Source organism: Blautia sp. HA8986, from assembly GCF_056504635.1.
Window position 1 is genome coordinate 221,372 of record NZ_JBWLUQ010000002.1, and the last position, 23,311, is coordinate 244,682.

The following is a 23,311-nucleotide window of genomic DNA, read 5'->3' on the forward strand; positions in this document are numbered from 1 at the left end:
TCGAATGAAAGCGGAAAAAGACAAGAAAACAGGAAAATGGTTGATTCAGTATCGTTATACAGATTGGCAGGGGAAACGCCGGAAATCCACCAAAAGAGGTTTTGCGACCAAAAGAGAGGCGGAGGAATGGCTTCGAAATTTCCTTATTAAGCAAAAAGCGGACTTTGATATGAAGTTTGAGGATTTTTGGAAGATGTATTATGCAGATATTGAGACACGTCTGCGGGAGCATACCATGAGAACGAAAAAGTATATCGTGGAGTTGAAAATTCTCCCGTATTTCGGGAATAAGCGGGTAAATGACATTACTGCAGCTGACATCCGTCAATGGCAGAATGAATTGATTAAAATGGGGTATTCACCCACTTATCTGAAAACAATCAATAATCAGTTGAGCGCAATCTTTAATTATGCGGTTCGATATTACGATTTGAAAAGTAATCCCTGTGCAAAAGCCGGAAGTATGGGTAAGAGCAAGGCAGAAGAAATGGATTTCTGGATAGGAGAGGAATTTAGGAAGTTTATCGACAGTGTTATGAACAAAAGACTTTCTTATATGGCATTTATGACCTTGTACTGGACGGGAATGCGTTTGGGAGAACTTCTGGCTCTGAATCCTAAAGATGTAGATCTGGAAAAGAGAACAATTTCTATCACAAAATCATATCAACGTCTTGGCAAGAAAGATGTGATCACTCCACCAAAGACACCGAAGAGCAAGAGAGTGATTACCATTCCAGAGTTTCTGGCTGCAGATATCAAAGATTATATGGACAGTTTATACGATTTGCAGGAGAACGACAGGCTGTTTCCCATTACAAAATATTATCTGGAGCATGAAATGCAGCGAGGAATTAAAGAAAGTGGCGTAAAACGGATAAGAGTACATGATTTGAGGCATTCCCATGCAAGTATGTTGATCGAACTGGGATTTTCGCCATTGGAGATTGCGAATCGGCTCGGACATGAAAAAGTGGAAACTACGCTGAATACCTACGCACATCTTTATCCAAACAAGCAGACAAAACTGGCTGAACGGCTGGACAGTGAATACAAGGGGGATTTGTAATGAGTGGATTAGATAAAGACAGAAAACGTAATCAGACAGTTTGTTTTCGAATGACACCAGAGGAACGCAGAGAATTAGAAGCTCGCATTAAAGTGAGTGGACTGCCAAAAGGGAAATATTTCATTCAGTCGGTACTCCATCAGGAAGTAAAGATTGCGGTTGGTAAATATCAAAGTGATCGGTTAAGCCTTGAAATACGGAGATTGTGGGAACGTCTGGATCATCTGGAAACAGAGGATTTATATGAGGTACTGGCAGATTGCCGGGCACTAATGCAACAGGTAATTGAAATCACTGGTAATGATTGTTCAGTAACATGGAAAGCAAGTGATTTTAAAACAGAGATATTGGAAGATGAAAAGTAAAAGCCTTTAAGTGTCGGCAAACACCTAAAGGCGGAGACTTGGTAGAAAATCCAAATCAAATACTAAGGTTATTCTACCAAAGTCTCCACTTTCTTTCAACAGAAAATGGAGGTAATTTTGGATAACAGAAGAGATGAACCGAATTTAAAACTGATTAATATGGAACAAGTAGAGATAGAAAAAATAGACTGGCTGCTTTATCCCTTTATTCCCTTTGGGAAAGTTACGATTGTGCAGGGAGATCCTGGTGAGGGCAAGACCACAATGGTGCTGCAGATTATTGCAAAGATGACAAAAGGCGAGGCGGTATTACCATCGGACAGTGATGAATCAGCCTTGAAGGAAAAAACAATGGCTCTGGAGCCGGTAAATGTGATTTATCAGACTGCAGAGGATGGATTGGGCGATACCATTAAGCCCCGACTTCTTTCAGCAGGTGCAGACTGTTCCAGAGTGATGGTAATTGATGATAACGATCAGGCGTTGACTATGATGGATGCCAGATTAGAAGAAGCTATCATACGGACAAAAGCACGCCTTGTAGTTTTAGACCCGATACAGGGTTTTCTGGGGACTGATGTAGATATGCACAGGGCAAATGAAATCCGCCCCTTGATGAAGCGTGTGGCGATGCTTGCAGAGAAATATCATTGTGCGATTATTTTGATTGGTCATATGAACAAAAACAGTAATGGGAAATCGTCATACCGTGGACTTGGCTCTATTGATTTTCAAGCAGCAGCCAGAAGCGTACTGATTGTCGGAAGGATCAAGGATGAACAAGAAATTCGTGTGGTGTGTCATGTGAAAAGTTCCCTTGCACCGGAAGGAAAATCCATTGCATTTCGTTTGGATAAAGATACGGGATTTGAATGGATTGGGGAATATGACATCAGTGCCGATGATTTGTTAAGCGGAGATAACCGGGGGCAGAAAATTCATGCAGCAAAGGAATTTCTGCAGGAAGTCCTGACATCTGGTTCTGTAGCACAGACAAAGGTGGCAGAAGAAGCGGAAAGTCGGGGAATTAAAAAGAAAACACTATGGAATGCGAAGAAGGAACTTGAAATTGAGTCTGTGAAGATTGGTAACCAGTGGTTCTGGATGTTGCCTGAATAGTATTGGGAAGATGGCAAGATTACCATCTCTTTAAGAACAGGGAATCTTGCTATCTTGAAAGGAGCTATGAATGAAAAATGTACAAATACCACAGGAATTATTTATGAAACTGCTCCGATATCATCTGCTTGATGATGATAGTTGTACTGAAGATGTGAAAAAAGGATTGGAACAGAAAATGAACACTATGGTGGAACGTGAATTATATACGAAATCAAAAACCGCTCCAACAGAGGAAGAACGGGAAAAAGCCCGACAGGAGTATCTGGACAGGCGGGGAATACAGGCTGACTTTCGATGGTAATTCTTCTTTGAATGCCATATGACAGGGGCGTGGCACGCTCCTGTATAAATGGCAGACAAGGAAAAGTTGCAGATGTGAGGATGGAAGTTTTTGTAAGACATCTGAAAGGGAGCCCTGACAGGGCATCCTTGGTAAGGATTTTGAATGTATCTGGAAAGGAGACTGGACAATGAGAGAGGGAAGACTTGGTTACAACAGTAGTAACGGAAGATATGGCATCTTGTTATCGGACTTATGGATTGATACCGGATTGCATTGTGGGGAATGCCTGCAGATTTTGCAGGATGGCAAATGGGTACAGACCCGGATGGAAATGGATGCTGAGCGGAACTGGTATCTGGTGGGCACACCGTATCGTGGTGACCTGGAATATATTCAGGCAAGGATATAACAGGTCACAGACATACCGACCGAAGGGAAGAAAAGCTCCTGGCAGGGCGCAAGGGTACTTTTGATGGACGGTACGGCTGTCGAAAGTGCTTTTGCGTTACTTTTGACAAAAGTAACAAAACCGCTCTAACGGGCATGAATACAATTTATGTGCCGTATCCGGCACTATTTAGAGAATGTGAGGTGAAAAAATAGGATGATGAAAAGAACAATCAGCGGTATGACAGGAACAGGTTCTCTTGCGCATAACAGAAGGGATTTTATTGCAGAAAATGTTAATCAGAACAGAGTATATCTGAACATTTGTTACCGGGATGAAAATCTGAAGGATGTTTACAAAGAACTGTTTGATGAATCGGTAGAACGGTATAATGTCGGGAAAAGAAATGATCGGAAGATTACGAATTATTATGATAAGATTCAGCATGGAAAGCAGGAGAAGTTGTTCCATGAAGTAATTTTCCAGATTGGAAATAATAAAGATATGGCTGCCGGGACACCAGAGAGAGATCTTGCGGTGAAAGTATTGGATGAATATATGCAGGATTTTCAGAGACGAAATCCAACACCCCGGGTATTTTGCTGCTATCTGCATCAGGACGAAGCTACCCCACATCTACATATTGATTTTGTACCTTATGTGACCGGATGGAAGGGAAAAGGAATGGATACAAGAGTCTCGTTGAAATAGGCGTTGAAAAGCCTTGGATTTCAAGGCGGTGCCAAGCATGATACAGAATTGAATCAATGGATCAATCATGAAAAAGAAGTTCTGGCAGAGATTATGGAGCGGCATGAAATCGAATGGGAGCAGAAAGGAACTCATGAAGAACATCTGGATGTGTATAATTTTAAGAAGAAGGAACGTGCAAAAGAAGTAAAGGAGCTGGAGCAGAAAATAGAAAATTTGACAGCAGATGTAGAAGCGACAGAATCAGATATAAAGGCGCTTAATCAGGAAAAAGCTGATGCAGAAAAAGCCAGAGATCAAGTCAGGGAAAGCAAAGAACAGGCGGACAAAGAACTGAAGCATATGGAGAAGCAACGGAATCAGTTACAGCCAATCATAAATAGTATTGATAAGGAATTAAAGAATTCCGGGCAAATTAAATTAGTGTTGCCAGAAGTCGGGGCACTGGAACTGGCGTCTACATACCGCAATAAAAAGATTAAACCTCTGTTCGCTAAGATGAAGAATTATATTGCAGGATTAGCTGCAAAGGTGATAGAACTTTCCAGAGAAGCAGAAAAATGGAGAGATAAATATCAGCAGTTGAAGAAAGATTATGATGATCTAGAAAAGGATGCTGATAAGGTGGCGGATATGTGTAATCAGTTGTGTGATGATGTAGATAAGCTGGAAGTAATATCAGATAAATATAAAAGAGCACTACGGATATTTGGCAGTGATACTATAGAGTCGGCAATTTGGCGTGATATTCAGAAGGAAAAAGCACTGGAAGAACAAAAACGAAAAGAGCAGATGCCGAGAAAACTGAGTGACAGGCTGCAATGGGGCAGAGAAAGAAGCCAGGAGCACAATATGCAGCAGAAGAAAAATAAAATCAAACACAAAGAAATGGAGTTGTGAGAATATGAAAAAACATATATAGGATGCGAACGATATGTAAGTTAGCTACATTATAGTAAGCACAGAGAGCAGTCGGAAGGCTGTTCTTTTGCTAATATAAGAATGGTGTTTGGAATGTGAGTGTGATAAAATGAGAAAAAGACAGATGGTGTTTAGCAAGGAGATATGTAATGTTTGGAACAGTTATTATAGATGCGTATAGAAAAGAAGAAGCCTTGGAAATGGCAGATGCTATCGATGATTTATGTTCTCCGACAGATAACTACGGTTGGGCTTCGGCAGGAATTTATTGTTTTTGGGATTACTATGCGGAAGCAGTTCTCTATATTGGATTAGCAGGCGACCTAGCAGAAAGATTTAAACAGCATAATGGGATTTTACCAATTAAAGAGGGATCGAAACAAAAACAAATTGAAGATTATTTTTCAAGAAATGAACGATTGGGTTACACAATATTTGTGCAATCGCCGTTATCTCAACCGTTGGTTCATAGAAACAGAAAAGTGTATGAGAAATTTGCAAAGCAGCAGAACTCTCCAATTGAGGATATGTTAAGTGAGCAAGGACGAGATGATATAAAGAGAGTAGAAGGCATATTAATTGAGTCATTCCGAAGAAAGTATGGTCATTTTCCTCTATGGAATAGTATGGGTGGTTCTATGGTGGGACAAACAAAAGTAATGGAGAACAATATTAATATTGTAAATAGTTTTTGTCAACCAGATAATTACGCAATAAATCCTATAGTATCACGCTCTACAATTCGAGAATTGTCTAGGAATCCAGAATGGGAATGGTACGAGAATTATTTGCATGCTGCAAGAATGAATTTACTTATATTAGGAATGGAATATGACGAAGCATTGGAGTTTATAAATAAAAATGATACACTTGGTACATATGAACGAATGAAGAAAAGCGGATATTTAAGAAAACGATTGATTGTTTAGATTTTTCTTCAAAATGAAAAATCGTAATTCAGTTTATAGAACTGGAAATTATCGGGAATCATGAGGTGAATGTATGCATTTGGGATTTTCATATATTGGATTGATTTTTCTTATCATGTTGATGATTCCAAACTTATATTGGACGAAGAATCAGCCAAAGGATTACGAAAAATATGTACATAATGAAAACAAAATCTTGCTGTTGTTTGAGAGAGCCGGCGAAGTTTTAGTGACTTGTTTGTTGCTGATTTTCAGTGATTTTAATATTCAAGGTATTACAGCATGGAAGATTTGGTTAATTGCTGCATTTGTGCTGATGATTATGTATGAATTATATTGGATACGATATTTTAAAAGTGAAAAGACGATGAAAGATTTTTATAGCAGTATAATGGGTATTCCTGTTGCAGGTGCTACTCTTCCAGTTATAGCGTGTTGTTTGATTGCTATATACGGACGAAACCCAATGTTATTCGTGTCTACAATAATACTGGGGGTAGGACATATTGGCATTCACTTAAACCATAGGAAAGAGTTATAAATTCTGGTTATGATAAGAAATTTACAAAAGTGTCTCATTGCATAAAATCGGAAAGATGTATATTCTTAGATCAGGAGGTGGCGGATATGGCTAATGAAGATAAGAAGGATTTTAATGCAATGCTGCAGGATAATAAAGATATGCCAAAGTTTCAGATAATCACGGATGTAAAGAGCATTGAAAAATATGGTGGAAACAAAATGTACTTTGCACCGCCCATTGCTTATGATGAAGTGATGAAAAAAATTCCATATGGTAAAGTGATTACAGTTGGAAAGATAAGAGAATTTTTTGCAAAAGAGAATGATGCAGATTTTACAGAACCTATAACTGCCGGAATTTTTGTATCTATTGCTGCCTGGGCAAGCCATCAGAGATTGAAAGATAAAACTCCTTACTGGAGAACGCTGAAAGCAAATGGTGAATTGAATGAAAAGTATCCCGGAGGTATCCAGGCACAGAAAGTAAGACTGGAAGCAGAGGGACATATCATTATTCAAAAAGGCCGGAAAAATATCAGATATTACGTAAAAGATTACGAAAATTTTTTGTTTGAAATGGATTAATCTGTACCAGACACGCAATGTCTGGTGGAAAATCAGGTGATTCTCGGTTTGTGTCGTGGGATTTTTTGAAATAATTGGTAAGCTGTAGGTGAAAGAGAGGTAGAAACATGGACACAAAAAAGATAGGAGCTTTTTTGAAACAATGCCGTAAGGAAAAAAATCTTACACAAGAACAGCTTGCAGAAAAGTTTGGCGTATCGGCGAGAACCGTTTCCAGATGGGAGACAGGATCGAATATGCCGGATCTAAGTATATTGGTTGAACTTGCTGATTATTATGACATTGAAATAAAAGAGCTCCTGGATGGAGAAAGGAGTTCGACCATGAACAAAGAGATGAAAGAAACATTAAACAAAGTAGCTGATTATGAAGATTGGGTAAAGCAAAAAGCTTTAAAAGCCGGAAATCTTGCTTTTGCATCTATGTTCCTGATCAGTGTTGGAGCTATTATCATACAGCTTCTATTGGCAGTAAATCTTCGTCTGGTGCTGGGTGAAACGTTAATTGCTCTGGTAGGCGGAATTGTATATGCGTTTATTATGGTACATAATGGCATTTGGGATAAAGGCTTGTCTGCGAGAGAGGCACTATGGAGAGATTTCCTTACCAGTGTGATCTGTGCAGGAATTTTCTCTGTGTTTTATGGTATCTGCCTGAGAAGAATGGGGGCAACCGAGAAGCAAACGATATATTTCGCTTTACTTTTTCTGGGTGGAATTACAATCGTGGCATTTATTGTTCTCAGAGTATTATCATATTTTAACCGGAACAGACGCCGGATTTCAGTTAATGAGGAGCAAAGAGATATTCCAACGACAAAGACAGGCAGTACAAAAATTTACAACGCTAAAGATATAGTAGAAGCGGGAAGAATTATAGAACTTTTAAAAGAACAAGGAATTGCTGCTTTTTCACAGGAAGCGAGTGCAAGCGTCGCTATGCATGGTGCACCGGGATTTGGTATGTATGGTGTGGATGTATTGGTGGAAGGTGATGAAGCGAAAAAGGCAATACAGATTATCGAAGCCGCAGATGATTCTCAAAGCAAAGAAAAATTTTGACATTTCTATGGAACCGTGATAATATGATTATAGAAAAAGAGTGCTACCGATAGACGGTTAGTCCGATATAAAGTTAGACAAAAATTGCCGCTTAGTTTACCAGACTGGGGCGGCTATTTTTGTGGTTTATGATTATCCTTACCGAATGTGTATCCGATACTAAAGCAGGTTAAGCCGAAGCCCACTACTGCTATAAAATCTACAATACTCATTGGCTTAACCCTCCTTTCCAGTGGATTCCCGTTCGGGTTTCTATGTAATCAGAGGGTCACAGTCCCTCTGCTGAAGGACTAACCGCCTACCGTTGTATGGTAGCACCCATGCACTGATTATAACAGTCAGAGTGTATGGCTGCAACAGCAAATTAAAGTAAGTGCAACTATAATAATTGAATTATGTAGGATACTTGCCGATATTGAAAAAAATAACAGTGGAATAAACTTCGGATTGGGAAGTAAATGATATATGGAAATTTTAACTACTAGGGAATGGGCAACTGTGATCTGGGCATTTATTTTATTTGTGTATGCAATGGTACATAGACAGATTAGAGAGGCATTTTGGAATGTTGTAAAAATATTCTTTGGTAAGAAGTTAAGAATACTTTGGGGGATTATTTTCCTTTATGTTTTGGGTATAACTTTAATATTTTATCAGTTACCGTTTTGGGATAATGCTTTTATTAAAGATATTATAGTTTGGTTTGTCTTTTCAGGTTTGATATACTGCATGAATGCTGTTTCAAAAGAGGCAGATGAGGAGTATATTAGAAAAGTTTTAAAAGATAATTTGAAATTGACGATTGTTTTGGAATTTATTATTAGCACATTTACTTTCAACATATGGGTTGAATTGGTAATTATTCCGATCACAACAATAATTGTAATTATGAATGTAATTGCAGAGCGCGAAGAGGAGTATGAGAAAGTACATAAGTTGCTAGATATGGTTCTTGCGGTGGCAGGATTTTGGATACTATACGAGACTATAAAGATTGGAATACATGAATATAAAGAACTGGATGCATTAAATACTTTTATTAGTTTTATGATTCCTATTGTGTATTTAATACTAATTATACCGTTAGAATACATACTTGAACTTTATTCAAAATATGAAGTGTTGTTTGTCAGGATGTCATTTAAGGAAGAAAAAGATAAAAAAATTCAAAGAAGACATCGTTGGCTTGTTATAAAAGTATGTAAACTTTCAGTACATAAAGTGCTGCTGTTTCAAAAGAAATATTGGTACAAAATGTATAGTAAAATGTCCGTGGAAGGGTTTGAGAAGTTGATAGAAGAATTCAGGAACGAATGCAATAACGAGAGATAACTTTTGTATATCAGAATAAATTATTGGCTTGATGCATGAGTACGTTTTGAGTACAATTTTTATGACAGTAAAAAATATGCCTGCGAATAGGGCGAATATAGCGACCAAAAATAGCGAAAGTGCTATTAAAATTATCGGAATAAAACTCCTGTGAGACGAGTTTGAATAATCCACATATTTCAGGGCAAATAGTTTTATCCAGTTTCAGGGCAAAACTTTCAGCCAGTGAAATAACAAAAATCATGTGAAAACATGAAATGCAATTTAGAATAAAGAATGACCTTGATGGTCTGGAATTTCCAGACTGTCAGGGTCTTTTTTCTTATCTGGCAGCAGTTTTCTAGGATTTGAAAAGTGGAGAAAAGCCTTATTTTAAGGGATTTTAGAGGTCTGGAAAGTGACATAAAATTTTAATTTTATGAGGACATCTAAAAACGGAAGCAATAAGAATATAAAAGAAAGTCGGGATGCAATTTCTGATATTTGAGGAAGAAAAGTTCTATGCTTTATGTACTATGAAGGATAAAAACTTTGCCCCGAAACAGAATGAAAGAGATTGCCCTATGACACCACACAATTTGACAAAGCCAGTATTTATGCGAGTTTCAAACAAATTTGCTTATTATCTGGAAACAAAATGGCAACATTTTGTGGTTATTTGGCGAATAAAAATTTTATTTCATAACGTATATAAAGAAACCTTACTGATTTTCAGAAGTAAAAAACTGAATATCGGTAAGGTTTTTCTATTCTCTTCTTTTATTTTTCTTTTTTAGTCAATTCTTTTACGAGGTAATCACTCAATTCCTGAGATGGTATCTTGGCACGTTTCTGGTAAGTATCCAGTTCCGGATACTTATATCTCCATTCATCATATTCTTCCTTGCTGATTAGAAGAAGTTGCAGCGGAACTGGGAGTTTCCAAGTCTTATGCTTATAAGATTGTCAAACAGCTAAATGAAGATTTACGGTATTAGCAATCGCAGACCGAATGGGACATGCATCAATCTGGCGGTGCTGATTCACGTCGATCACGATTTAGTATGGATATGCCATTGGTTAAATATATAAAATTTTTGTTGAGGTTTCAAAGAGATTTGATTGAATAAACGATATATCAATTATGAAGAGGTCATAAAAACTTTGTGGTATTTTAAAGTGAATCAAGAATAATGGATGAATGTATTTTTTTATAAGATTATCTAATCGGGTTAAAAATAACGAAAAAGGTATTAGTAGTTGAATCATATAACCAATGACAAAGATGATCAATCGTTTTAGAATATAAATATCAAATGTGACTGTTCAGGCGCCGACGGTTAAGAAAATTTGAGTAAATAATTGTGATGCAAGATTAAAAAAAGTGGGATTATTTCTTATCATTACAACAGCAAGATTTCACTGGGCTTTATCAACCCGGACTATGCAAAAGAGGGAACAGAGCTGGGAATGATTTGGGGTATTAGCGGAATAAGGAGGAAAGTGTAGTGGAGGATTATATTGGAGCGAGAGTAGATTATGAGCCCAAGTATAAAGATGTTTTAACCTATTTTCAGAATATTGGGAATCTTTATACTTGGGAAGCTGATCCTTGGTATGAAACTTGTAAATCGTGGGCAGAAACATGTTATATTCATGCAGGGATTAGTGGGGCTGAAATTACATTCCAAGGAAAAGATGCACAGGCGTTTCTCTCAAAACTTTGTATGAATAACATTAGCAAATGGAAAAACGGAAAAAATAAACATTTGGTTATGCTTGATGAAGAAGGATTGATAGCAGCTCATTGTCTTAGTATGAAAGACGACGATAATACATATCGGATTACGGCTGCACTTCCATTTGCAGCAATGAAACTGTTGGAGACTGGTGCTTATGATGTGAAAATGACCATGCGTGATATCTTTGTCTTTCAATTTTCAGGACCAAAGTCATTAACAATTATAGAAAAACTTACGAATACGAATCTTCATGATCTAGCATTTTTGCAATTTCGTAAGGTAAGTATTCCGGGACTGAATATTGAAGTGGAAGTGAACAGGATTGGGATGAGTGGAACACTTGCATATGAAATTCGTGGTTTAAAAGGAGATGGTCCCAATGTATATCATGCGGCTTATGAGATCGGAAAACCTATGGGATTAAAGAGGCTTGGATGGCGGAGTTATCCGGTGAATCATGCTTTTGGAGGATATCCGCAAGTTACGGTATCATTTGAGAGCGCTTCCTATAAAGATCCGAAGGTTGTAGAAATGTCACCTGCAAATATTTCATATACTGGAAGTGTTGAACCAGAGAATCTTCGTGCACGTTTCCGGACGCCGGTAGAGGTTGGCTGGCAATGGATGGCAAAATTGGATCATGACTTTATTGGAAGAAAAGCTCTTGAGAAAGAAATGTCAAATCCTCAAAAGATGATTGTATCTTTAATTTGGAATCCGGAAGATATTTTAGATGTACAGGCATCTTTGTATGGAGAGGGGGAGCCTTATAAGCAGATGGAGTATCCCTGTTGTGTTCCGGGCATGTGTGGAGGACATCAGGACTATGTTACCACAAGGGATGGCAAGGTTATTGGTTTATCCAGTAGTGCGGTATATAGTTCCTATTATCATAAAATGATTTCTGAATGTACCATAGATATAGAATATGCCAAAGAGTGCGAAGAAGTGATTGTAAAATGGGGCGATTATGGAAAGCGTATAAAGGATATCCGTGCAGTAATTGCAAAATTTCCATTAAATGATCTGGTTGAGAATAAAAATTATGATATTAGTTCTTGTCCGTATGGCTTTGAAGAATGAAGGGAGTTTCCATGAGTAAAAAAAATAGAAAATGGCTGGTATTTACGATTATGTGTCTTGCATATATGCCGGGAAGTTATGCACAATACCAGTTATCCGTGTATGCCTCGGAACTAATACAATCTTTTGGACTTACAACATCGCAGTTTTCATCTTTATTTACGGCGCCTATGATTGTAGCAATTTTCTTGAGTTTTGTAGGAGGAATGATTTCTGACAAGGTTGGTTCAAAGAAAGTCATTAATATTTCATTTGTTATAGCTGGAATTGGAATGATTGGGAGAGTTTTTGCAAATAGCTATATGCCATTTTTTCTTTGCATGGCATTAACCGGTTTCTCCAATATGTTTGTCAATATTAATGCATCCAAGATTACTGCAAGTTGGTTTGAGCAGGAAAAACTAGGAATTTTGATGGGCATATTTGGATTTTGCGGACAACTTCCGGGAGCCTTTGCGACAGCAACGACGGCAGTTTTGTTTGATAGCAGGACATCTGCTTTTATTGCATCAGCAATATTCTGTATTAGTGTATTTGTTTTATGGTTGCTTTTTGTGAAAGATAAGCCAGAGGATACAATGGAAGAAAGGGAGAAGATAGATCAGGAAAATCAACCTTCCATTGGGGATTCTCTTAAGGTAGTACTTTCTAATAAAGGTATATGGCTGGTTTCTATTTGCATTATGATGGCTCTTGGCAGTACGGTAACTTTATCTACTTTTATGCCGATGGCATTGCAGACCATGTATGGAATAGATATGAAAGTATGTGGTACGATTGCATCTATGTTGACATTGGGAAATTGTATTGGCTCTATTACAGGTCCCATTGTATTCTCTAAAATCAAAAATGTTAAAGTGTTTGTATCAGGAGCTGCCGTGTTGAGTTTTGCCGGAATTATTATGTGTTGGAGATTTCCGTCCATATTCGTTTTACACATACTGGTTCTTTATACTGGAATTATGCTTGGAGCGTCAATGCCTATTTTCCTTTCCGCACCGGTTTTGTTAGAAGGACTTGGAACTAAATATGCAGGAAGTGCGGCGGGTGTCATCTCTACATTACAGCTTCTTGGAGCTGTTTTGATTCCAACTTATATCTTAACACCAATTGCGGGAGAAAATTATAGTTTGTTGTTTATGCTTGCATCCATATGTATGGTAATTATGTTCCTCTGTGGGCTGTTACTCCCTCAGTTCGGAAACAATCAAAAGTAAGAATCACAAAATAAATGAAAATCTTCCTATGTTGCAATGAAATTGCTGTCGCAAGCCAAATTTCAAGCATAGGAGGATGTCCAAATTAAAGTGTTTCGCAGATGAGGCAGGATATTAATAAATAGAGAAGCATATTTTCATCCAGGTAATCCAGTGAAATATGGAGCAGGTCTTCGATTTTTCGTAGCCGGTAGATCAAGGTGTTTCTATGAAGATGAAGCGTCCGGGCAGTCTCCGCTATATTTCTTCCGTTGATAAGATAGCATTTTAAATTATGAATGAGTGTGAGATCCTGCTCCATATGGCTTTGCCACAGGGATAAAACAGCTGGGTGGCAGAAGCCCGGCAAGGAGTTTTTTTCCTTAAGGACACCATATAAAACATGCGGAAAGGCTTCATCAAACCTTTGAATATGTTTTTGAGGCTCCAAAGGGTAAGATTTCATAAGCCTGCATTGTCCATATGCCATGGAAAGCTCCGTGAATCTAAAAAAACGGGTGCTTATATAGACCTTAAGGGAAAGTCGTTTTAGCAAATCCTCCAGTGCGGCGTATGATTTTTCATAATCAGGATCAAAATCCCGCCTGCGGCAAACCGCAACAATAGAATGTTCAAAATAGAGGACAACTCCATGAGGCAGAATGTTTTTTATCTGATGAATATAGGCAGACTGACGGGTATCCGAGACGTCAGATTCCGGAAGGGAAAATTGATAAAGATACCAAATATCCTCGTTCGTATAATTTCTGGCTTGGAGATAATAAGAGGTAGAAAGCTCATCTGCCGGATATCCCTGTAAAAGCCGTATAACATAATAGTTTTCTTCATCCTGCAAAAGAAAAGCCTGAATCTGGTGATTCATAGCAAGCTCTGTAAAATGAACGACTTCTAATAACAAAGCCTTTTGTGCTTCCGTAAAGGGACCGTTTATATCTGTCGTACCGAATGCTCCAAAGTTTTTTCCCTCAAAATAAAGCGGAGCGGTCAGAGAGTGATGGGATGGATCCTGACGAAAGACGCTGGAGATTAAGCGGTTTCCGCTGTGAATTTCCTGCATAACTCTCTGGTGTTCGTCAGGATATATGGATTCTGTCGGTGTAAAGCCGAAATTGATAACCTCGTCCCAGAGAGTTCCCACGATTTTTTCCTGAAATTTCCCGGTATAATGCAGCAGCTTTCCGGTTGGAGAAAAAAGGGCAATCGGGTTGCAAAGAAAGGTGGCCGCATAATCAAGCAGATCTGAAACATCTTTGTTTTCGATAATTATATTTAGGCATTGCTCATACCAGGCATAGTACTTATCAAAAATATCCAGAAACTCACGGAATACCTTATGAAAAGGCTCGTCCGTATATAAGATGGCGGCATGCTCCATCCAGGAAGGGTTTATCTGTCCCTCCTTTGATCCGGTTTTGGTACAGAAAATCAGGAACCGGGGCTTACGTATATCCCATTCCCTATCAAGGAAAGAGATCTCTTGTGTTAAATACAGAAAATCATTATCAATTATTTCCATGGAATCATCAAGCATGCGGGCATGCCGGAATAATTGATCTAAGCCCGTAGATTTATAAAAAATCCTGTATTTATCAGGAATCCAGTCAAGGATGACAGAAATACTCATAGATTTCATTGCAAAAAACTCCTTTGGTTATTTTTGACGAAAAAAGACGGTATAAATGAATTATATAACTGATGACGGGAGATGGCAACTGCTTTACTATAAATATATAGGAAACACTGTTCAGGCGACGGCAGTTAGAGAAGAGATAATATAATTCAGACAAAAGGAGGGAGGCAATAAAAAGAGCTGAGGGAGCATCCTATAAAGGGGTATCGATTTTTTAATATTATAGCTATATAGTTGAAAGGATTATTTTTTATGAAAAAGATATTGTTAAATGGAGTAGACGGAAATTTTGGAAGCAGATCAGCCCGTGTATTGCTGGAAAAATATCCTCATGAAGCTTTGATTTTTACGGCTCCAACAAAAAATGGTCTTGAAAAATACCAGGCAATGGGCATTGAAACCAGAATTGCCGATTTTAACAATGCGGAAAAACTGACGGAAGCATTTAAAGATGCGGATACAGTTATTCTGATCTCCATGCCATTCGTTGGACCGAAAAGAAGAGCGGCACATAAAATTGCAATTGATGCGGCTGTGGCGGCAGGTGTAAACAAACTGGTTTATACATCGATTGTAGGAGCCGGACATGAGGATATCAATGCTTACGAAGTAAACGATCATGTATGGACCGAAGGGTATATCAAAAAACAGCCCATCCATTATTTGATTCTTCGGGATTCCCAATATGCGGAAGCAATGGTCTCCACATTTGTGGAAGCAGTTGAAAATACAAACGGCATCATCCGCAATAACATGGGAGATGGGAAAATGGCATTTGTTTCGAGGGATGACTGTGCGCTTGCGGCGGCCTGTGCGGCAATGTCTGATTGGGAAGATCGAATTGTTGATATAAATGGAGCCGAGCTTCTGACAATTGCACAGTACATGGCAATCGCCTCGGAGGTTACGGGTAAAAAGACGGAATATCAATATATCAACGATGATGAGATGTATGAGTTCTTTGACTCTATCGGCGTTCCAAGGACAACGGAGGAAATGTGGGCGGACACGGCGAAGAACTTTCCATTTTGCTCAGATGGAATGGTGTCCTTTGGCAGGGCAATCCGTCTGAATCAAATGAGTACATTTACAGATGATTTTGAAAAGCTGACAGGGCAAAAGCCCATCACGGTAAGAGAAATGTTTGAAGATATGGAAAATCATTTAATCGGAACAAGAACATCTACAGATAATTAAAAACAGTAGGAGGACGAAAAATGGCAGAAATGATGAATCCGGCGCTGGAAGGCGCCACCTTATTGTTCCCACAGGGATCTTTTATTACGGCATATGCTTATACGGGCGTGGAGGATGAGATCAAGGCATATCAGACCAGCGCATGGATTGGAACGGCGCTTATGACATCCCCCATTTATGATGTATACGGACCGGATGCCGTTAAATTAATGGGACAGGTTTGTACAAATGATTTTACCACGCTGGGAATGAACGGCATACGCCATGCCGTAATGTGCAATGAGAAAGGTCAGATTCTGACAGACGGCGTTGTAATCCGTATCGGAGAAGATCGTTACAGAACCTACTGGCTTGATCCGGTGATCTCTTATTATGTCAATACATCAGATCTGGATGTGCATGGCGAAAACATGAGCGGAAAGGAATATTTTATCCAGATTGACGGTGAAAAGTCCTTAGAGATTCTGGAAAACGCATTCCAGGCCAATCTTCACGACATCAAATTCGGCAGACATAGAATCCAAGAGGTAAACGGAAAACAGGTACGCATCATTCGGCTTGGCATGTCCGGCAACCTTGCTTATGAAATTCACGGAGATATGGCGGATTATGCGGAGATCTATAATCTGGTATGGGCGGCAGGTGAAAAGCTGGGAGCAAGAAAGCTTGGGCTCCAGGCTTATAACATGTTTAACCATACGGAGGCCGGATTCCCGAATATCAATCTTCACTATCCGCTTCCGTGGCTGGAAACCAGCGAGAAAATGACAGAATATATGCGCACAGTGCCTCAGTTATCCATGTTCAATCTCAATCGAAGGCTTCTCGGAAGTGTGGGGGATGATCTTCAGGCTCGCTTTGTTACTCCCTATGATGTGGGATGGGATTTCCTGATTAAATACAATCATGACTTCATTGGAAAAGAAGCCCTCCTTGAAATGTCGAAAAAGCCCCAAAAAAAATGCGTAACCCTGGAATGGAACGCCGAGGATGTGGCAGAAGTCTTTGCAACCATGCTCAGCCCTGGGGAGGAACCCTGCGAGGATATTACCAAACCATGCGCTCTTGAATACTATTTCTGTGTCAGAGAGTTTGGTTTTGAGTACCGGGCGGATAAGGTGCTGGCTGCAGATAAGGAGATCGGGATCACAAGCGGAAAAATCATCTCTTATACCTATAACAGCATGATTTCTCTGGCCTTCATTTCCGCAGAATATGCCAAAGAAGGGACGGAGCTTGAAATACTCTGGGGAACGCCGGGAACCCGCCAGATGAAGGTTCGCGCAAAGGTTGCCAGATTCCCGTATAATCAGGATTATATCCGTAATGAAAAGCGGGATGTTTCGGATATACCTGTTTTTGAAAGATGAAACCGGAGATGATTACATAGGGAAAATAAAATTTATGTATTCCCCTGCAGAGTTTTCAAGCTTTGCAGGGGATCTGCTGTTTACGGGTTTATTCTTTTAACTTAATACATATACCTGTATTAATTATTGAACATAATATAGAATTTATTTCTCATGTAGCAGATTATCTTGTAGATGTAGGAAGAAATGCAGGAAATAAAGGTGGAGAGACTATAATTCAGGGAAAACCAATAGAAGTTGTTAGGAACGTAGAATCATCATGGAATAATATAATAAATTGATTGACACCACATATGACACCATATATAATATAGATAGGAGGTATGACAAATGTCAAAATGGGATAAACTGATAACACGTATATGCAATTTATCGAAAGACCTCCGGTTTGATGAGTTACGGAAGGTATTGGAAAGTTATGGATACGAAATGAATGCACCAAGAAGTGGAAGTAGCCATTATACTTTCAGAAAACAAGGGTGTATGCCAATTACAATACCAAAGCATGAACCAATCAAGAAAGTATATGTAGAAATGGTAAGGCAGATTGTAGAAAGCGAGGCGAAGAATGATGAAGACGCTGAATGATTATATGGCAATGTCCTATCGTATGGAAATTGTGGAAGATAAAGATGAAGGCGGATTTGTAGTTTCTTATCCGGATTTGCCTGGTTGCATTACTTGTGGTGAGACAGTGGAGAGTGCGGTAGCAAATGCACTGGATGCAAAAAAAGCATGGATTGAAGCTGCATTAGAAGATGGTGTAGAGATTCATGAACCAGACAGTCTGGAAGACTATTCTGGACAGTTTAAATTGAGAATTCCGAGAAGCCTGCACAGATCACTGGCAGAGCATTCGCAGAGAGAAGGAATCAGCATGAATCAGTATTGCGTGTATCTTCTTTCCAGAAATGATGCAGTGTTCTCAAAATAAATGTTGTCAAACTTATTTACACCATTTACAATAAGCTGGCAACAAATTGGCAACAGAAAATCAGTGAGTTAAAATAATATATGCAACTGAAATAAAATAACGGCAAAAAAGATACAAAACTTAAACAAATATATTTAATAGCATCTTTGAACTTGCCGAGTTTGAGTGATGAAATGGACTTGAAAAAGCCTTTATTTATGCGCGTTTCAAGCAAATTTGTTTAAGCACTGGCAACGATTTGGCAACATTTCGGGTATCACTCACTGAATAACAGAAAAACCTTGCTGATTTTCAGAAATGAAGCTGAAAGTCGGCAAGGTTTTTTTTGCGTATTTTATGAGAAAAATAGTATACGGTAATCCATCCGTACTACTCTAACTTTAAGCCGCCGTTTCCGGCGGCAAGGTTTTAAATATTAATTGTTTTTGTTTTACTCCGGCATATTTCTGGAAGTTTTTCAGACCATGGAAGGATATCATCTATAAAACTGTATTCCTTATCCTCCTGATGGTCTTTTAATACAGTCAGGATATATTCAAGGTACCGGAACGGATTGAGATTATTAGCCTTTGCAGTTTCCGTGATGCTATAGATAATGGCACTGGCATTTGCGCCATCCAGACTGTCGATTAGCTTCCATGTATGCTTATGGAGACAAAAGCTACGCAAAGCACTTTCTGTCGCATTGTTATCCATAGGAATATCACCGTCTTCCAGAAAGGCTTTCAAAGAAGCTTCCTGGTTGATGCGGTAGTTGATCCCATCCAAAGTCTTTCCGCGGGAAAGCTGGTTTTTAGACTGTATCTCTTTTGCCCATGCAAAGAAGGCCTCTACAAGAGGTCTGATGTTGGTCTGGCGATACATTTTTCTGGCTTTTGCAGGCTGTCCCTCCATCTGGTTATCCAGATGATAGATCGCGGCAATCCGGCTGACTGCTTCGTAGGCTATCGTCTCTTTTGCATTTTTCTGTACTGCTTTTGGCAGGGCTTTTAACGCCTCCGCAAACCTGCGCCTTGCATGGGACCAGCAGCCTGCAAAGACGATGTCTGGATTTTCCCTGTCCAGCTTCCTGTATGCAGAGTAACCATCGCAGACTACGATTCCTTTAAAATCCTTCAGGAATTCTTCCGGATGATCCGCTTTCCGGGTGCGCTGGTATTCATACAAGATGATCGGGGTATCTGTATAACTCTTTCCAGTCCGATAGATCCACATGTAACTTTTACTGTTCACCGGCCGCCCATCCTTAGTGACCATGACCGGAGTCTCATCTGCCTGAAGCACATGAAACTGATACAGCTCCCTGTGGAGACGGTCATAAAGGATACCCAGATACCTGTCTGCACACTGGATCATCCAGTTTGCCATGACCTGTCTGGAGATATGGATGTCATTCCGCAGGAATTCCTGGCTGATCCTATAAAGGGGAAGGCCGTTTACGTACTTGGCATTCATGATGCTTGCTGCAAGTGATGGAGTGAGCAAGCTGTTACGCAGCAGATCTTTTGGGCGGTCTGCTTTTATGATCGTCTGGTTGTCCCTGCCGGCATAGACTGCCACGTGATGTTCCTCAACGGTATAGACAGCAGGCTGTACACGGACTCTTTTATAAATCTCATCCGGAAGCTGCTTCCATCCATCTGTGCCAAAGACATCCCGGAGTTTTTCTTCTGACAGGGTATGGCTGATCACTTCAACCGGAAGATCCTTCAGATCTGCCTCGCGTTTTCCCTTACTCTTACGATGGCGCGGCTGTATCACATCTTCCTCAGCAGGCTCGACCACATACAGTATTTCCGTAAGTGCTTCAGCCTCGTTAAAGATAAGTTCCAGTTCCATCTGTCCGGAGATCGTCTTCAGCTTTTCGGAAGAACGGCCGTAACGCTTGTTGTTTGCGTCAGCGATCTGCTCGATAAGGCGCTCCATGTTTGTATTCAGCTGGCTGATCTGATCCTGCATGGACAGGATGACTGCCATGAGTGTTTCCCTGCTGAAACTATTCAGTTCTTCTTTTGTATATACTTTTGCCATGGATGCCCTTCTCCTTTATCTGATGTCTTTATTGTAACGCAAAGATAAAGAAAAAGCGAATCCGGCAGATAGAGCATCCGTCATTTTTACCAATGGATGAACACTCTGAAAAACTCAAAAAACTAATAGTTTTTCGGGCTTTTCAGAGTACTTATCCACAAGCCCCGTAAATGGCCTGAAAGTACTCCTTAATAAATGAAGACAGCGGATCATGAAAAGTGGATAACTTTTTTTCTGAGCTTATAATGACCGGAAGATATTTTTTTATTTTCTCTGTTTTGCACAGGACTTTATAAGACTTTCCCCGGTCTGACTTCCTGGATCGGATGGCGTGCAACAACTTCAAGTCCCTGCATGAGATACTGGTACTGCTCCGGTGTGATCTCCAGTGCTTCTTCTTTCGTGCGGGGCCAGTTAAATGCGCCCAGTTCCAGTCTTTTGTATAAGAGTAGGAAGCCATCGCCTTCCCAGACCAGCCCTTTGATACGGTCAGTCCGCCTTCCGCAGAACAGGAACAGGATATCTTTCTGATACGGATCCAGCTGAAAATTAAACTTGATGATGGATGCAAGGCCTTCCATACCACGTCTCAGATCTGTGTAACCGGTAGCCAGGTAGATCCTGCGAAACCCAGAAGCATCATTCAGCATGAAAGATCTCTCCGATCCGTGACAGGAGTTCTGCTGAAACGGAATTGGATATCTCTACAGAAACCGATCCTTTCCGGATGATGATATCTGGCTGGAATCCATTTCTGACAGGCTCCTGTTTGATTGGAAGACTGATCTCTGCAAATGAGATCTTTCGCGGGCTGGTTTCATCTGCCGGGTCTGTAATAACCGAAAGTTCCTTTGATGTCGAAGCAGCAAAAGCTTCTTTTCTGAGAATCCTTTGCCAATAAAAGAATTGTTTGTCTGAGATTCCATTTGCCCTGCACCACTCGGTCTTATTCATGCCACTGTTCAAACATTCATTCATGATCTGGGTCCAATGTTCAATACGGACCTGACGTGTGATCTTATCCATAAGATTTCTCCTTTAAAAAACTTTTAGTTTTATAAAGGGATTATCTCATGGTTTTAGGCGAAAAGCACGGTACTAACTATTTACCGTGTACGAAAAATAAGGCACTCTATTGGGATTCAGTGTCCTTTTTCAAGGCTTCTGTGAGATAGTCGCTTAATTCCTTTGAGGGGTGGAGAAGCTGGCGGCAGACTTTTCCGCAGATCCGGAGCAGACGCTTCCAGAAGCAGCGGTTATGGAATCTGCAAAGTCGTATCGGGAGAAGAAAGCAAAACCGCTGGTAAAGAAAATCGTACAAGTCATGCGCTCTGTTTATTCAGCATATCTGGATATTTCAAATAAGTTTACAAAGCTGCAAGCGGCATATAACAGGGAACGGAGAGGAAACGAGCGGCTGACAAACAGGTTGGAAGTAGTCTTGGAGGAAAATCGGGAACTAAGAATAGTGGCGGCAGATTTTGAACGTGTGAAGGCGGTGGTCGGCTCTGAACAAGTAAATGCTGTCATTAACCGGGCAAAGCAACAGGAACAGATAGAAGCCGAGCAGAAACGGGCTGCAAAGAGAAAACATAATCGGGAAGCCCGCTAACAGGCGGAGGGCTGCTTAAAGCCCTCTTAGCTGCCATGGAGTGAATTCCCACCAGTTAGTCAAGAGCGGCGTAGCCGTTCAGTTTACTCTTGACTGGCTGGTGGGGATTTGCTATTTGTTATTTAAAATAAAAATTTAATTAGACAATCGTGTCTAATGGCGAAAATAGGGCATTTCTCGCTTTGTGTCGTGTTTTGCTGTTGACATTTATGGTAATGTGCAAGTGAAAGGAGGGGAAAAGAATGGATACGAAAAAGATAGGAGAATTTTTAAAGGTGCTTCGTAAAGAACGAGGATTAACACAAGAAGAGCTTGCAGAAATTCTTCTTGTATCGGGAAGAACGATCTCTCGGTGGGAAACAGGAACTAATATGCCAGATTTAAGTATCCTTATCAAAATGGCGGAGTTCTATAATGTAGAAGTGAAAGAAATTTTGGACGGAGAAAGGAAAAGCGAGAATATGGATAAAGAATTGAGAGAAACATTATCTAAAGTGTCAGACTATAACAAACTGGAAAAAGAGAGGGTAACAAAAGCCGGAAATATTGCATTTGGTCTAACCTTTGCTATTTGTGCGGCTGTGATAATCATTCAGCTTCTCATGGTGGGAGAATTGGCGATTGTGGCAGGAGAAACTGCTGTTTTGCTTGTTGGTGGAGCAGCTTATATTGGAGTGATGACCTATAATGGAGTTTGGGAGACTGGTTCCAGATTCAAAAGTACGCCATTTACAGATGCGTTGATATCTGTGATATGTGCCGGAGTATTTGCGGTAGCATTGGTTATTTGCTATATCAGATTAGGTGCAACAACGTCTCAAGCGGTTCATAGCGCACTTATATTTTTTGCGGGAATTGCTATAGTTAGTTTTGGGGTATTGAGAATACTGGCTTGTATCAATCATAAAAGAAGAGAAAAAAGTATGCCAGATAATGAGGCTGTACTGGTTAAAGAGCAACAGTCTGTAAATGTATTTATAGCAGACGGAAATATGCAGGCGGAAATGATAATAAGTACATTGAAAGATAACGGTATTATGGCATACGGACAGGATTTAGGAGACGCCGGATTTGCGTCTGTACGCTATGGCATGGGCAGAGGTATTGATGATAGGATTGCAATTATTGTACCCAGTAATAAAGCGGATAGTGCAAAGCAAGTGATAAAGGAAATGGGGCTGAGGCAGAAGGTTACGCATTAGACGTTCTGAAAGCCTTATTTTTCAAG

24 protein-coding genes and 1 pseudogene are annotated in these 23,311 nt (G+C 39.8%); 20 read left to right on the top strand and 5 right to left on the bottom strand.

Features of this window, described 5'->3' with window-relative positions:
- The first annotated feature begins 4 nt into the window (after positions 1-4).
- The 12 genes from AC04Q4_RS13735 to AC04Q4_RS13790 all read left to right on the top strand — a co-directional run bounded on the left by AC04Q4_RS13735 (position 5) and on the right by AC04Q4_RS13790 (position 9,288).
- A complete protein-coding gene (locus AC04Q4_RS13735) occupies positions 5-1,069 on the top strand; it encodes a site-specific integrase (RefSeq protein ID WP_118698836.1) in 1,065 nt (354 codons plus the stop codon).
- Positions 1,069-1,434, top strand: coding sequence for a plasmid mobilization protein (locus AC04Q4_RS13740; protein ID WP_118698837.1), 366 nt, complete (start codon positions 1,069-1,071; stop codon positions 1,432-1,434). The genes AC04Q4_RS13735 and AC04Q4_RS13740 overlap by 1 nt, the downstream gene beginning before the upstream one ends.
- 105 nt (positions 1,435-1,539) lie before the next feature.
- A complete protein-coding gene (locus AC04Q4_RS13745; protein ID WP_118698838.1) occupies positions 1,540-2,553 on the top strand; it encodes an AAA family ATPase in 1,014 nt (337 codons plus the stop codon).
- Between the two features lie 70 nt (positions 2,554-2,623).
- Positions 2,624-2,857, top strand: coding sequence for a complexin-2 (locus AC04Q4_RS13750; protein ID WP_118698839.1), 234 nt, complete (start codon positions 2,624-2,626; stop codon positions 2,855-2,857).
- A 169-nt stretch (positions 2,858-3,026) separates the two neighbouring features.
- Positions 3,027-3,248, top strand: a complete 222-nt coding sequence (locus AC04Q4_RS13755) for a DUF5348 domain-containing protein (protein ID WP_476389143.1) — start codon at positions 3,027-3,029, stop codon at positions 3,246-3,248.
- A 195-nt stretch (positions 3,249-3,443) separates the two neighbouring features.
- Positions 3,444-3,938: a plasmid recombination protein gene (locus tag AC04Q4_RS13760; protein ID WP_476389144.1), complete on the top strand. Its 495-nt coding sequence runs from the start codon at positions 3,444-3,446 to the stop codon at positions 3,936-3,938.
- Between the two features lie 48 nt (positions 3,939-3,986).
- Complete coding sequence (locus tag AC04Q4_RS13765) at positions 3,987-4,838, top strand: hypothetical protein (protein ID WP_476389145.1); 852 nt, start codon at positions 3,987-3,989, stop codon at positions 4,836-4,838.
- A 170-nt stretch (positions 4,839-5,008) separates the two neighbouring features.
- Complete coding sequence (locus tag AC04Q4_RS13770; protein WP_019163208.1) at positions 5,009-5,788, top strand: hypothetical protein; 780 nt, start codon at positions 5,009-5,011, stop codon at positions 5,786-5,788.
- A gap of 73 nt (positions 5,789-5,861) precedes the next feature.
- Positions 5,862-6,329, top strand: coding sequence for a hypothetical protein (locus AC04Q4_RS13775; RefSeq protein ID WP_476389146.1), 468 nt, complete (start codon positions 5,862-5,864; stop codon positions 6,327-6,329).
- Between the two features lie 86 nt (positions 6,330-6,415).
- Positions 6,416-6,895 carry an MGMT family protein gene (locus tag AC04Q4_RS13780; RefSeq protein ID WP_117650622.1) on the top strand — a complete coding sequence of 160 codons (480 nt, stop codon included), beginning with the start codon at positions 6,416-6,418 and terminating at the stop codon, positions 6,893-6,895.
- A 107-nt stretch (positions 6,896-7,002) separates the two neighbouring features.
- Positions 7,003-7,956 (top strand): helix-turn-helix domain-containing protein, encoded by a 954-nt coding sequence (locus tag AC04Q4_RS13785; protein WP_118698844.1) that lies wholly within the window; start codon positions 7,003-7,005, stop codon positions 7,954-7,956.
- Positions 7,957-8,421: 465 nt separating this feature from the next.
- Complete coding sequence (locus tag AC04Q4_RS13790) at positions 8,422-9,288, top strand: hypothetical protein (RefSeq protein ID WP_476389147.1); 867 nt, start codon at positions 8,422-8,424, stop codon at positions 9,286-9,288.
- A gap of 759 nt (positions 9,289-10,047) precedes the next feature.
- Here AC04Q4_RS13790 and AC04Q4_RS13795 read toward each other — a convergent pair.
- Positions 10,048-10,179, bottom strand: a pseudogene (locus AC04Q4_RS13795) (helix-turn-helix domain-containing protein); the annotation flags it as partial.
- 596 nt (positions 10,180-10,775) lie between these two features.
- Here AC04Q4_RS13795 and AC04Q4_RS13800 point away from each other — a divergent pair.
- Both AC04Q4_RS13800 and AC04Q4_RS13805 read left to right on the top strand, forming a co-directional pair.
- Entirely contained in the window at positions 10,776-12,092 is a 1,317-nt protein-coding gene (locus AC04Q4_RS13800; protein ID WP_476389148.1) for a hypothetical protein, read from the top strand.
- Positions 12,093-12,103: 11 nt separating this feature from the next.
- Positions 12,104-13,309 carry an MFS transporter gene (locus AC04Q4_RS13805; protein ID WP_476389149.1) on the top strand — a complete coding sequence of 402 codons (1,206 nt, stop codon included), beginning with the start codon at positions 12,104-12,106 and terminating at the stop codon, positions 13,307-13,309.
- Between the two features lie 85 nt (positions 13,310-13,394).
- On the opposite strand, the gene AC04Q4_RS13810 is transcribed toward AC04Q4_RS13805, so the two are convergent.
- Positions 13,395-14,942 carry a helix-turn-helix domain-containing protein gene (locus AC04Q4_RS13810; protein ID WP_476389150.1) on the bottom strand — a complete coding sequence of 516 codons (1,548 nt, stop codon included), beginning with the start codon at positions 14,940-14,942 and terminating at the stop codon, positions 13,395-13,397.
- A gap of 249 nt (positions 14,943-15,191) precedes the next feature.
- Here AC04Q4_RS13810 and AC04Q4_RS13815 point away from each other — a divergent pair, with 249 nt between their 5' ends.
- The 4 genes from AC04Q4_RS13815 (at position 15,192) to AC04Q4_RS13830 (ending at position 18,440) form a co-directional block, all read left to right on the top strand.
- Positions 15,192-16,136, top strand: a complete 945-nt coding sequence (locus AC04Q4_RS13815; RefSeq protein WP_178292136.1) for an NmrA family NAD(P)-binding protein — start codon at positions 15,192-15,194, stop codon at positions 16,134-16,136.
- 20 nt (positions 16,137-16,156) lie between these two features.
- Positions 16,157-17,506: an aminomethyltransferase family protein gene (locus AC04Q4_RS13820; protein WP_118368515.1), complete on the top strand. Its 1,350-nt coding sequence runs from the start codon at positions 16,157-16,159 to the stop codon at positions 17,504-17,506.
- A gap of 330 nt (positions 17,507-17,836) precedes the next feature.
- Complete coding sequence (locus tag AC04Q4_RS13825; protein WP_055054195.1) at positions 17,837-18,094, top strand: type II toxin-antitoxin system HicA family toxin; 258 nt, start codon at positions 17,837-17,839, stop codon at positions 18,092-18,094.
- A complete protein-coding gene (locus AC04Q4_RS13830; protein ID WP_117449528.1) occupies positions 18,078-18,440 on the top strand; it encodes a type II toxin-antitoxin system HicB family antitoxin in 363 nt (120 codons plus the stop codon). Before AC04Q4_RS13825 ends, AC04Q4_RS13830 begins: the two co-directional genes overlap by 17 nt.
- A 408-nt stretch (positions 18,441-18,848) precedes the next feature.
- Here AC04Q4_RS13830 and tnpC read toward each other — a convergent pair whose 3' ends face one another.
- From tnpC to tnpA, 3 genes are all read right to left on the bottom strand, one after another.
- Positions 18,849-20,471, bottom strand: a complete 1,623-nt coding sequence (gene tnpC / locus AC04Q4_RS13835) for an IS66 family transposase (protein ID WP_476389151.1) — start codon at positions 20,469-20,471, stop codon at positions 18,849-18,851.
- Positions 20,472-20,761: 290 nt separating this feature from the next.
- Complete coding sequence (gene tnpB / locus AC04Q4_RS13840; protein WP_148446808.1) at positions 20,762-21,121, bottom strand: IS66 family insertion sequence element accessory protein TnpB; 360 nt, start codon at positions 21,119-21,121, stop codon at positions 20,762-20,764.
- Positions 21,111-21,497, bottom strand: a complete 387-nt coding sequence (gene tnpA / locus AC04Q4_RS13845) for an IS66 family insertion sequence element accessory protein TnpA (protein WP_271728675.1) — start codon at positions 21,495-21,497, stop codon at positions 21,111-21,113. Before tnpA ends, tnpB begins: the two co-directional genes overlap by 11 nt.
- A 169-nt stretch (positions 21,498-21,666) precedes the next feature.
- On the opposite strand from tnpA, the gene AC04Q4_RS13850 reads away from it, so the two are divergent.
- Positions 21,667-22,083, top strand: a complete 417-nt coding sequence (locus AC04Q4_RS13850) for a hypothetical protein (protein ID WP_476389152.1) — start codon at positions 21,667-21,669, stop codon at positions 22,081-22,083.
- Positions 22,084-22,325: 242 nt separating this feature from the next.
- Positions 22,326-23,285 (top strand): helix-turn-helix domain-containing protein, encoded by a 960-nt coding sequence (locus AC04Q4_RS13855; RefSeq protein ID WP_476389153.1) that lies wholly within the window; start codon positions 22,326-22,328, stop codon positions 23,283-23,285.
- The last annotated feature ends 26 nt before the right edge of the window (positions 23,286-23,311 follow it).

What these genes read in the sequence shown, in the direction of transcription:
- AC04Q4_RS13735 (WP_118698836.1), top strand. Translation starts at nt 5, where the DNA reads ATGAAAGCGGAAAAAGACAAGAAAACAGGAAAATGGTTGATTCAGTAT.
- AC04Q4_RS13740 (WP_118698837.1), top strand. Translation starts at nt 1,069, where the DNA reads ATGAGTGGATTAGATAAAGACAGAAAACGTAATCAGACAGTTTGTTTT.
- AC04Q4_RS13745 (WP_118698838.1), top strand. Translation starts at nt 1,540, where the DNA reads ATGGAGGTAATTTTGGATAACAGAAGAGATGAACCGAATTTAAAACTG.
- AC04Q4_RS13750 (WP_118698839.1), top strand. Translation starts at nt 2,624, where the DNA reads ATGAAAAATGTACAAATACCACAGGAATTATTTATGAAACTGCTCCGA.
- AC04Q4_RS13755 (WP_476389143.1), top strand. Translation starts at nt 3,027, where the DNA reads ATGAGAGAGGGAAGACTTGGTTACAACAGTAGTAACGGAAGATATGGC.
- AC04Q4_RS13760 (WP_476389144.1), top strand. Translation starts at nt 3,444, where the DNA reads ATGATGAAAAGAACAATCAGCGGTATGACAGGAACAGGTTCTCTTGCG.
- AC04Q4_RS13770 (WP_019163208.1), top strand. Translation starts at nt 5,009, where the DNA reads ATGTTTGGAACAGTTATTATAGATGCGTATAGAAAAGAAGAAGCCTTG.
- AC04Q4_RS13775 (WP_476389146.1), top strand. Translation starts at nt 5,862, where the DNA reads ATGCATTTGGGATTTTCATATATTGGATTGATTTTTCTTATCATGTTG.
- AC04Q4_RS13780 (WP_117650622.1), top strand. Translation starts at nt 6,416, where the DNA reads ATGGCTAATGAAGATAAGAAGGATTTTAATGCAATGCTGCAGGATAAT.
- AC04Q4_RS13785 (WP_118698844.1), top strand. Translation starts at nt 7,003, where the DNA reads ATGGACACAAAAAAGATAGGAGCTTTTTTGAAACAATGCCGTAAGGAA.
- AC04Q4_RS13790 (WP_476389147.1), top strand. Translation starts at nt 8,422, where the DNA reads ATGGAAATTTTAACTACTAGGGAATGGGCAACTGTGATCTGGGCATTT.
- AC04Q4_RS13805 (WP_476389149.1), top strand. Translation starts at nt 12,104, where the DNA reads ATGAGTAAAAAAAATAGAAAATGGCTGGTATTTACGATTATGTGTCTT.
- AC04Q4_RS13810 (WP_476389150.1), bottom strand. Translation starts at nt 14,942, where the DNA reads ATGAAATCTATGAGTATTTCTGTCATCCTTGACTGGATTCCTGATAAA.
- AC04Q4_RS13815 (WP_178292136.1), top strand. Translation starts at nt 15,192, where the DNA reads ATGAAAAAGATATTGTTAAATGGAGTAGACGGAAATTTTGGAAGCAGA.
- AC04Q4_RS13820 (WP_118368515.1), top strand. Translation starts at nt 16,157, where the DNA reads ATGGCAGAAATGATGAATCCGGCGCTGGAAGGCGCCACCTTATTGTTC.
- AC04Q4_RS13825 (WP_055054195.1), top strand. Translation starts at nt 17,837, where the DNA reads ATGTCAAAATGGGATAAACTGATAACACGTATATGCAATTTATCGAAA.
- AC04Q4_RS13830 (WP_117449528.1), top strand. Translation starts at nt 18,078, where the DNA reads ATGAAGACGCTGAATGATTATATGGCAATGTCCTATCGTATGGAAATT.
- tnpC (WP_476389151.1), bottom strand. Translation starts at nt 20,471, where the DNA reads ATGGCAAAAGTATATACAAAAGAAGAACTGAATAGTTTCAGCAGGGAA.
- tnpB (WP_148446808.1), bottom strand. Translation starts at nt 21,121, where the DNA reads ATGCTGAATGATGCTTCTGGGTTTCGCAGGATCTACCTGGCTACCGGT.
- tnpA (WP_271728675.1), bottom strand. Translation starts at nt 21,497, where the DNA reads ATGGATAAGATCACACGTCAGGTCCGTATTGAACATTGGACCCAGATC.
- AC04Q4_RS13855 (WP_476389153.1), top strand. Translation starts at nt 22,326, where the DNA reads ATGGATACGAAAAAGATAGGAGAATTTTTAAAGGTGCTTCGTAAAGAA.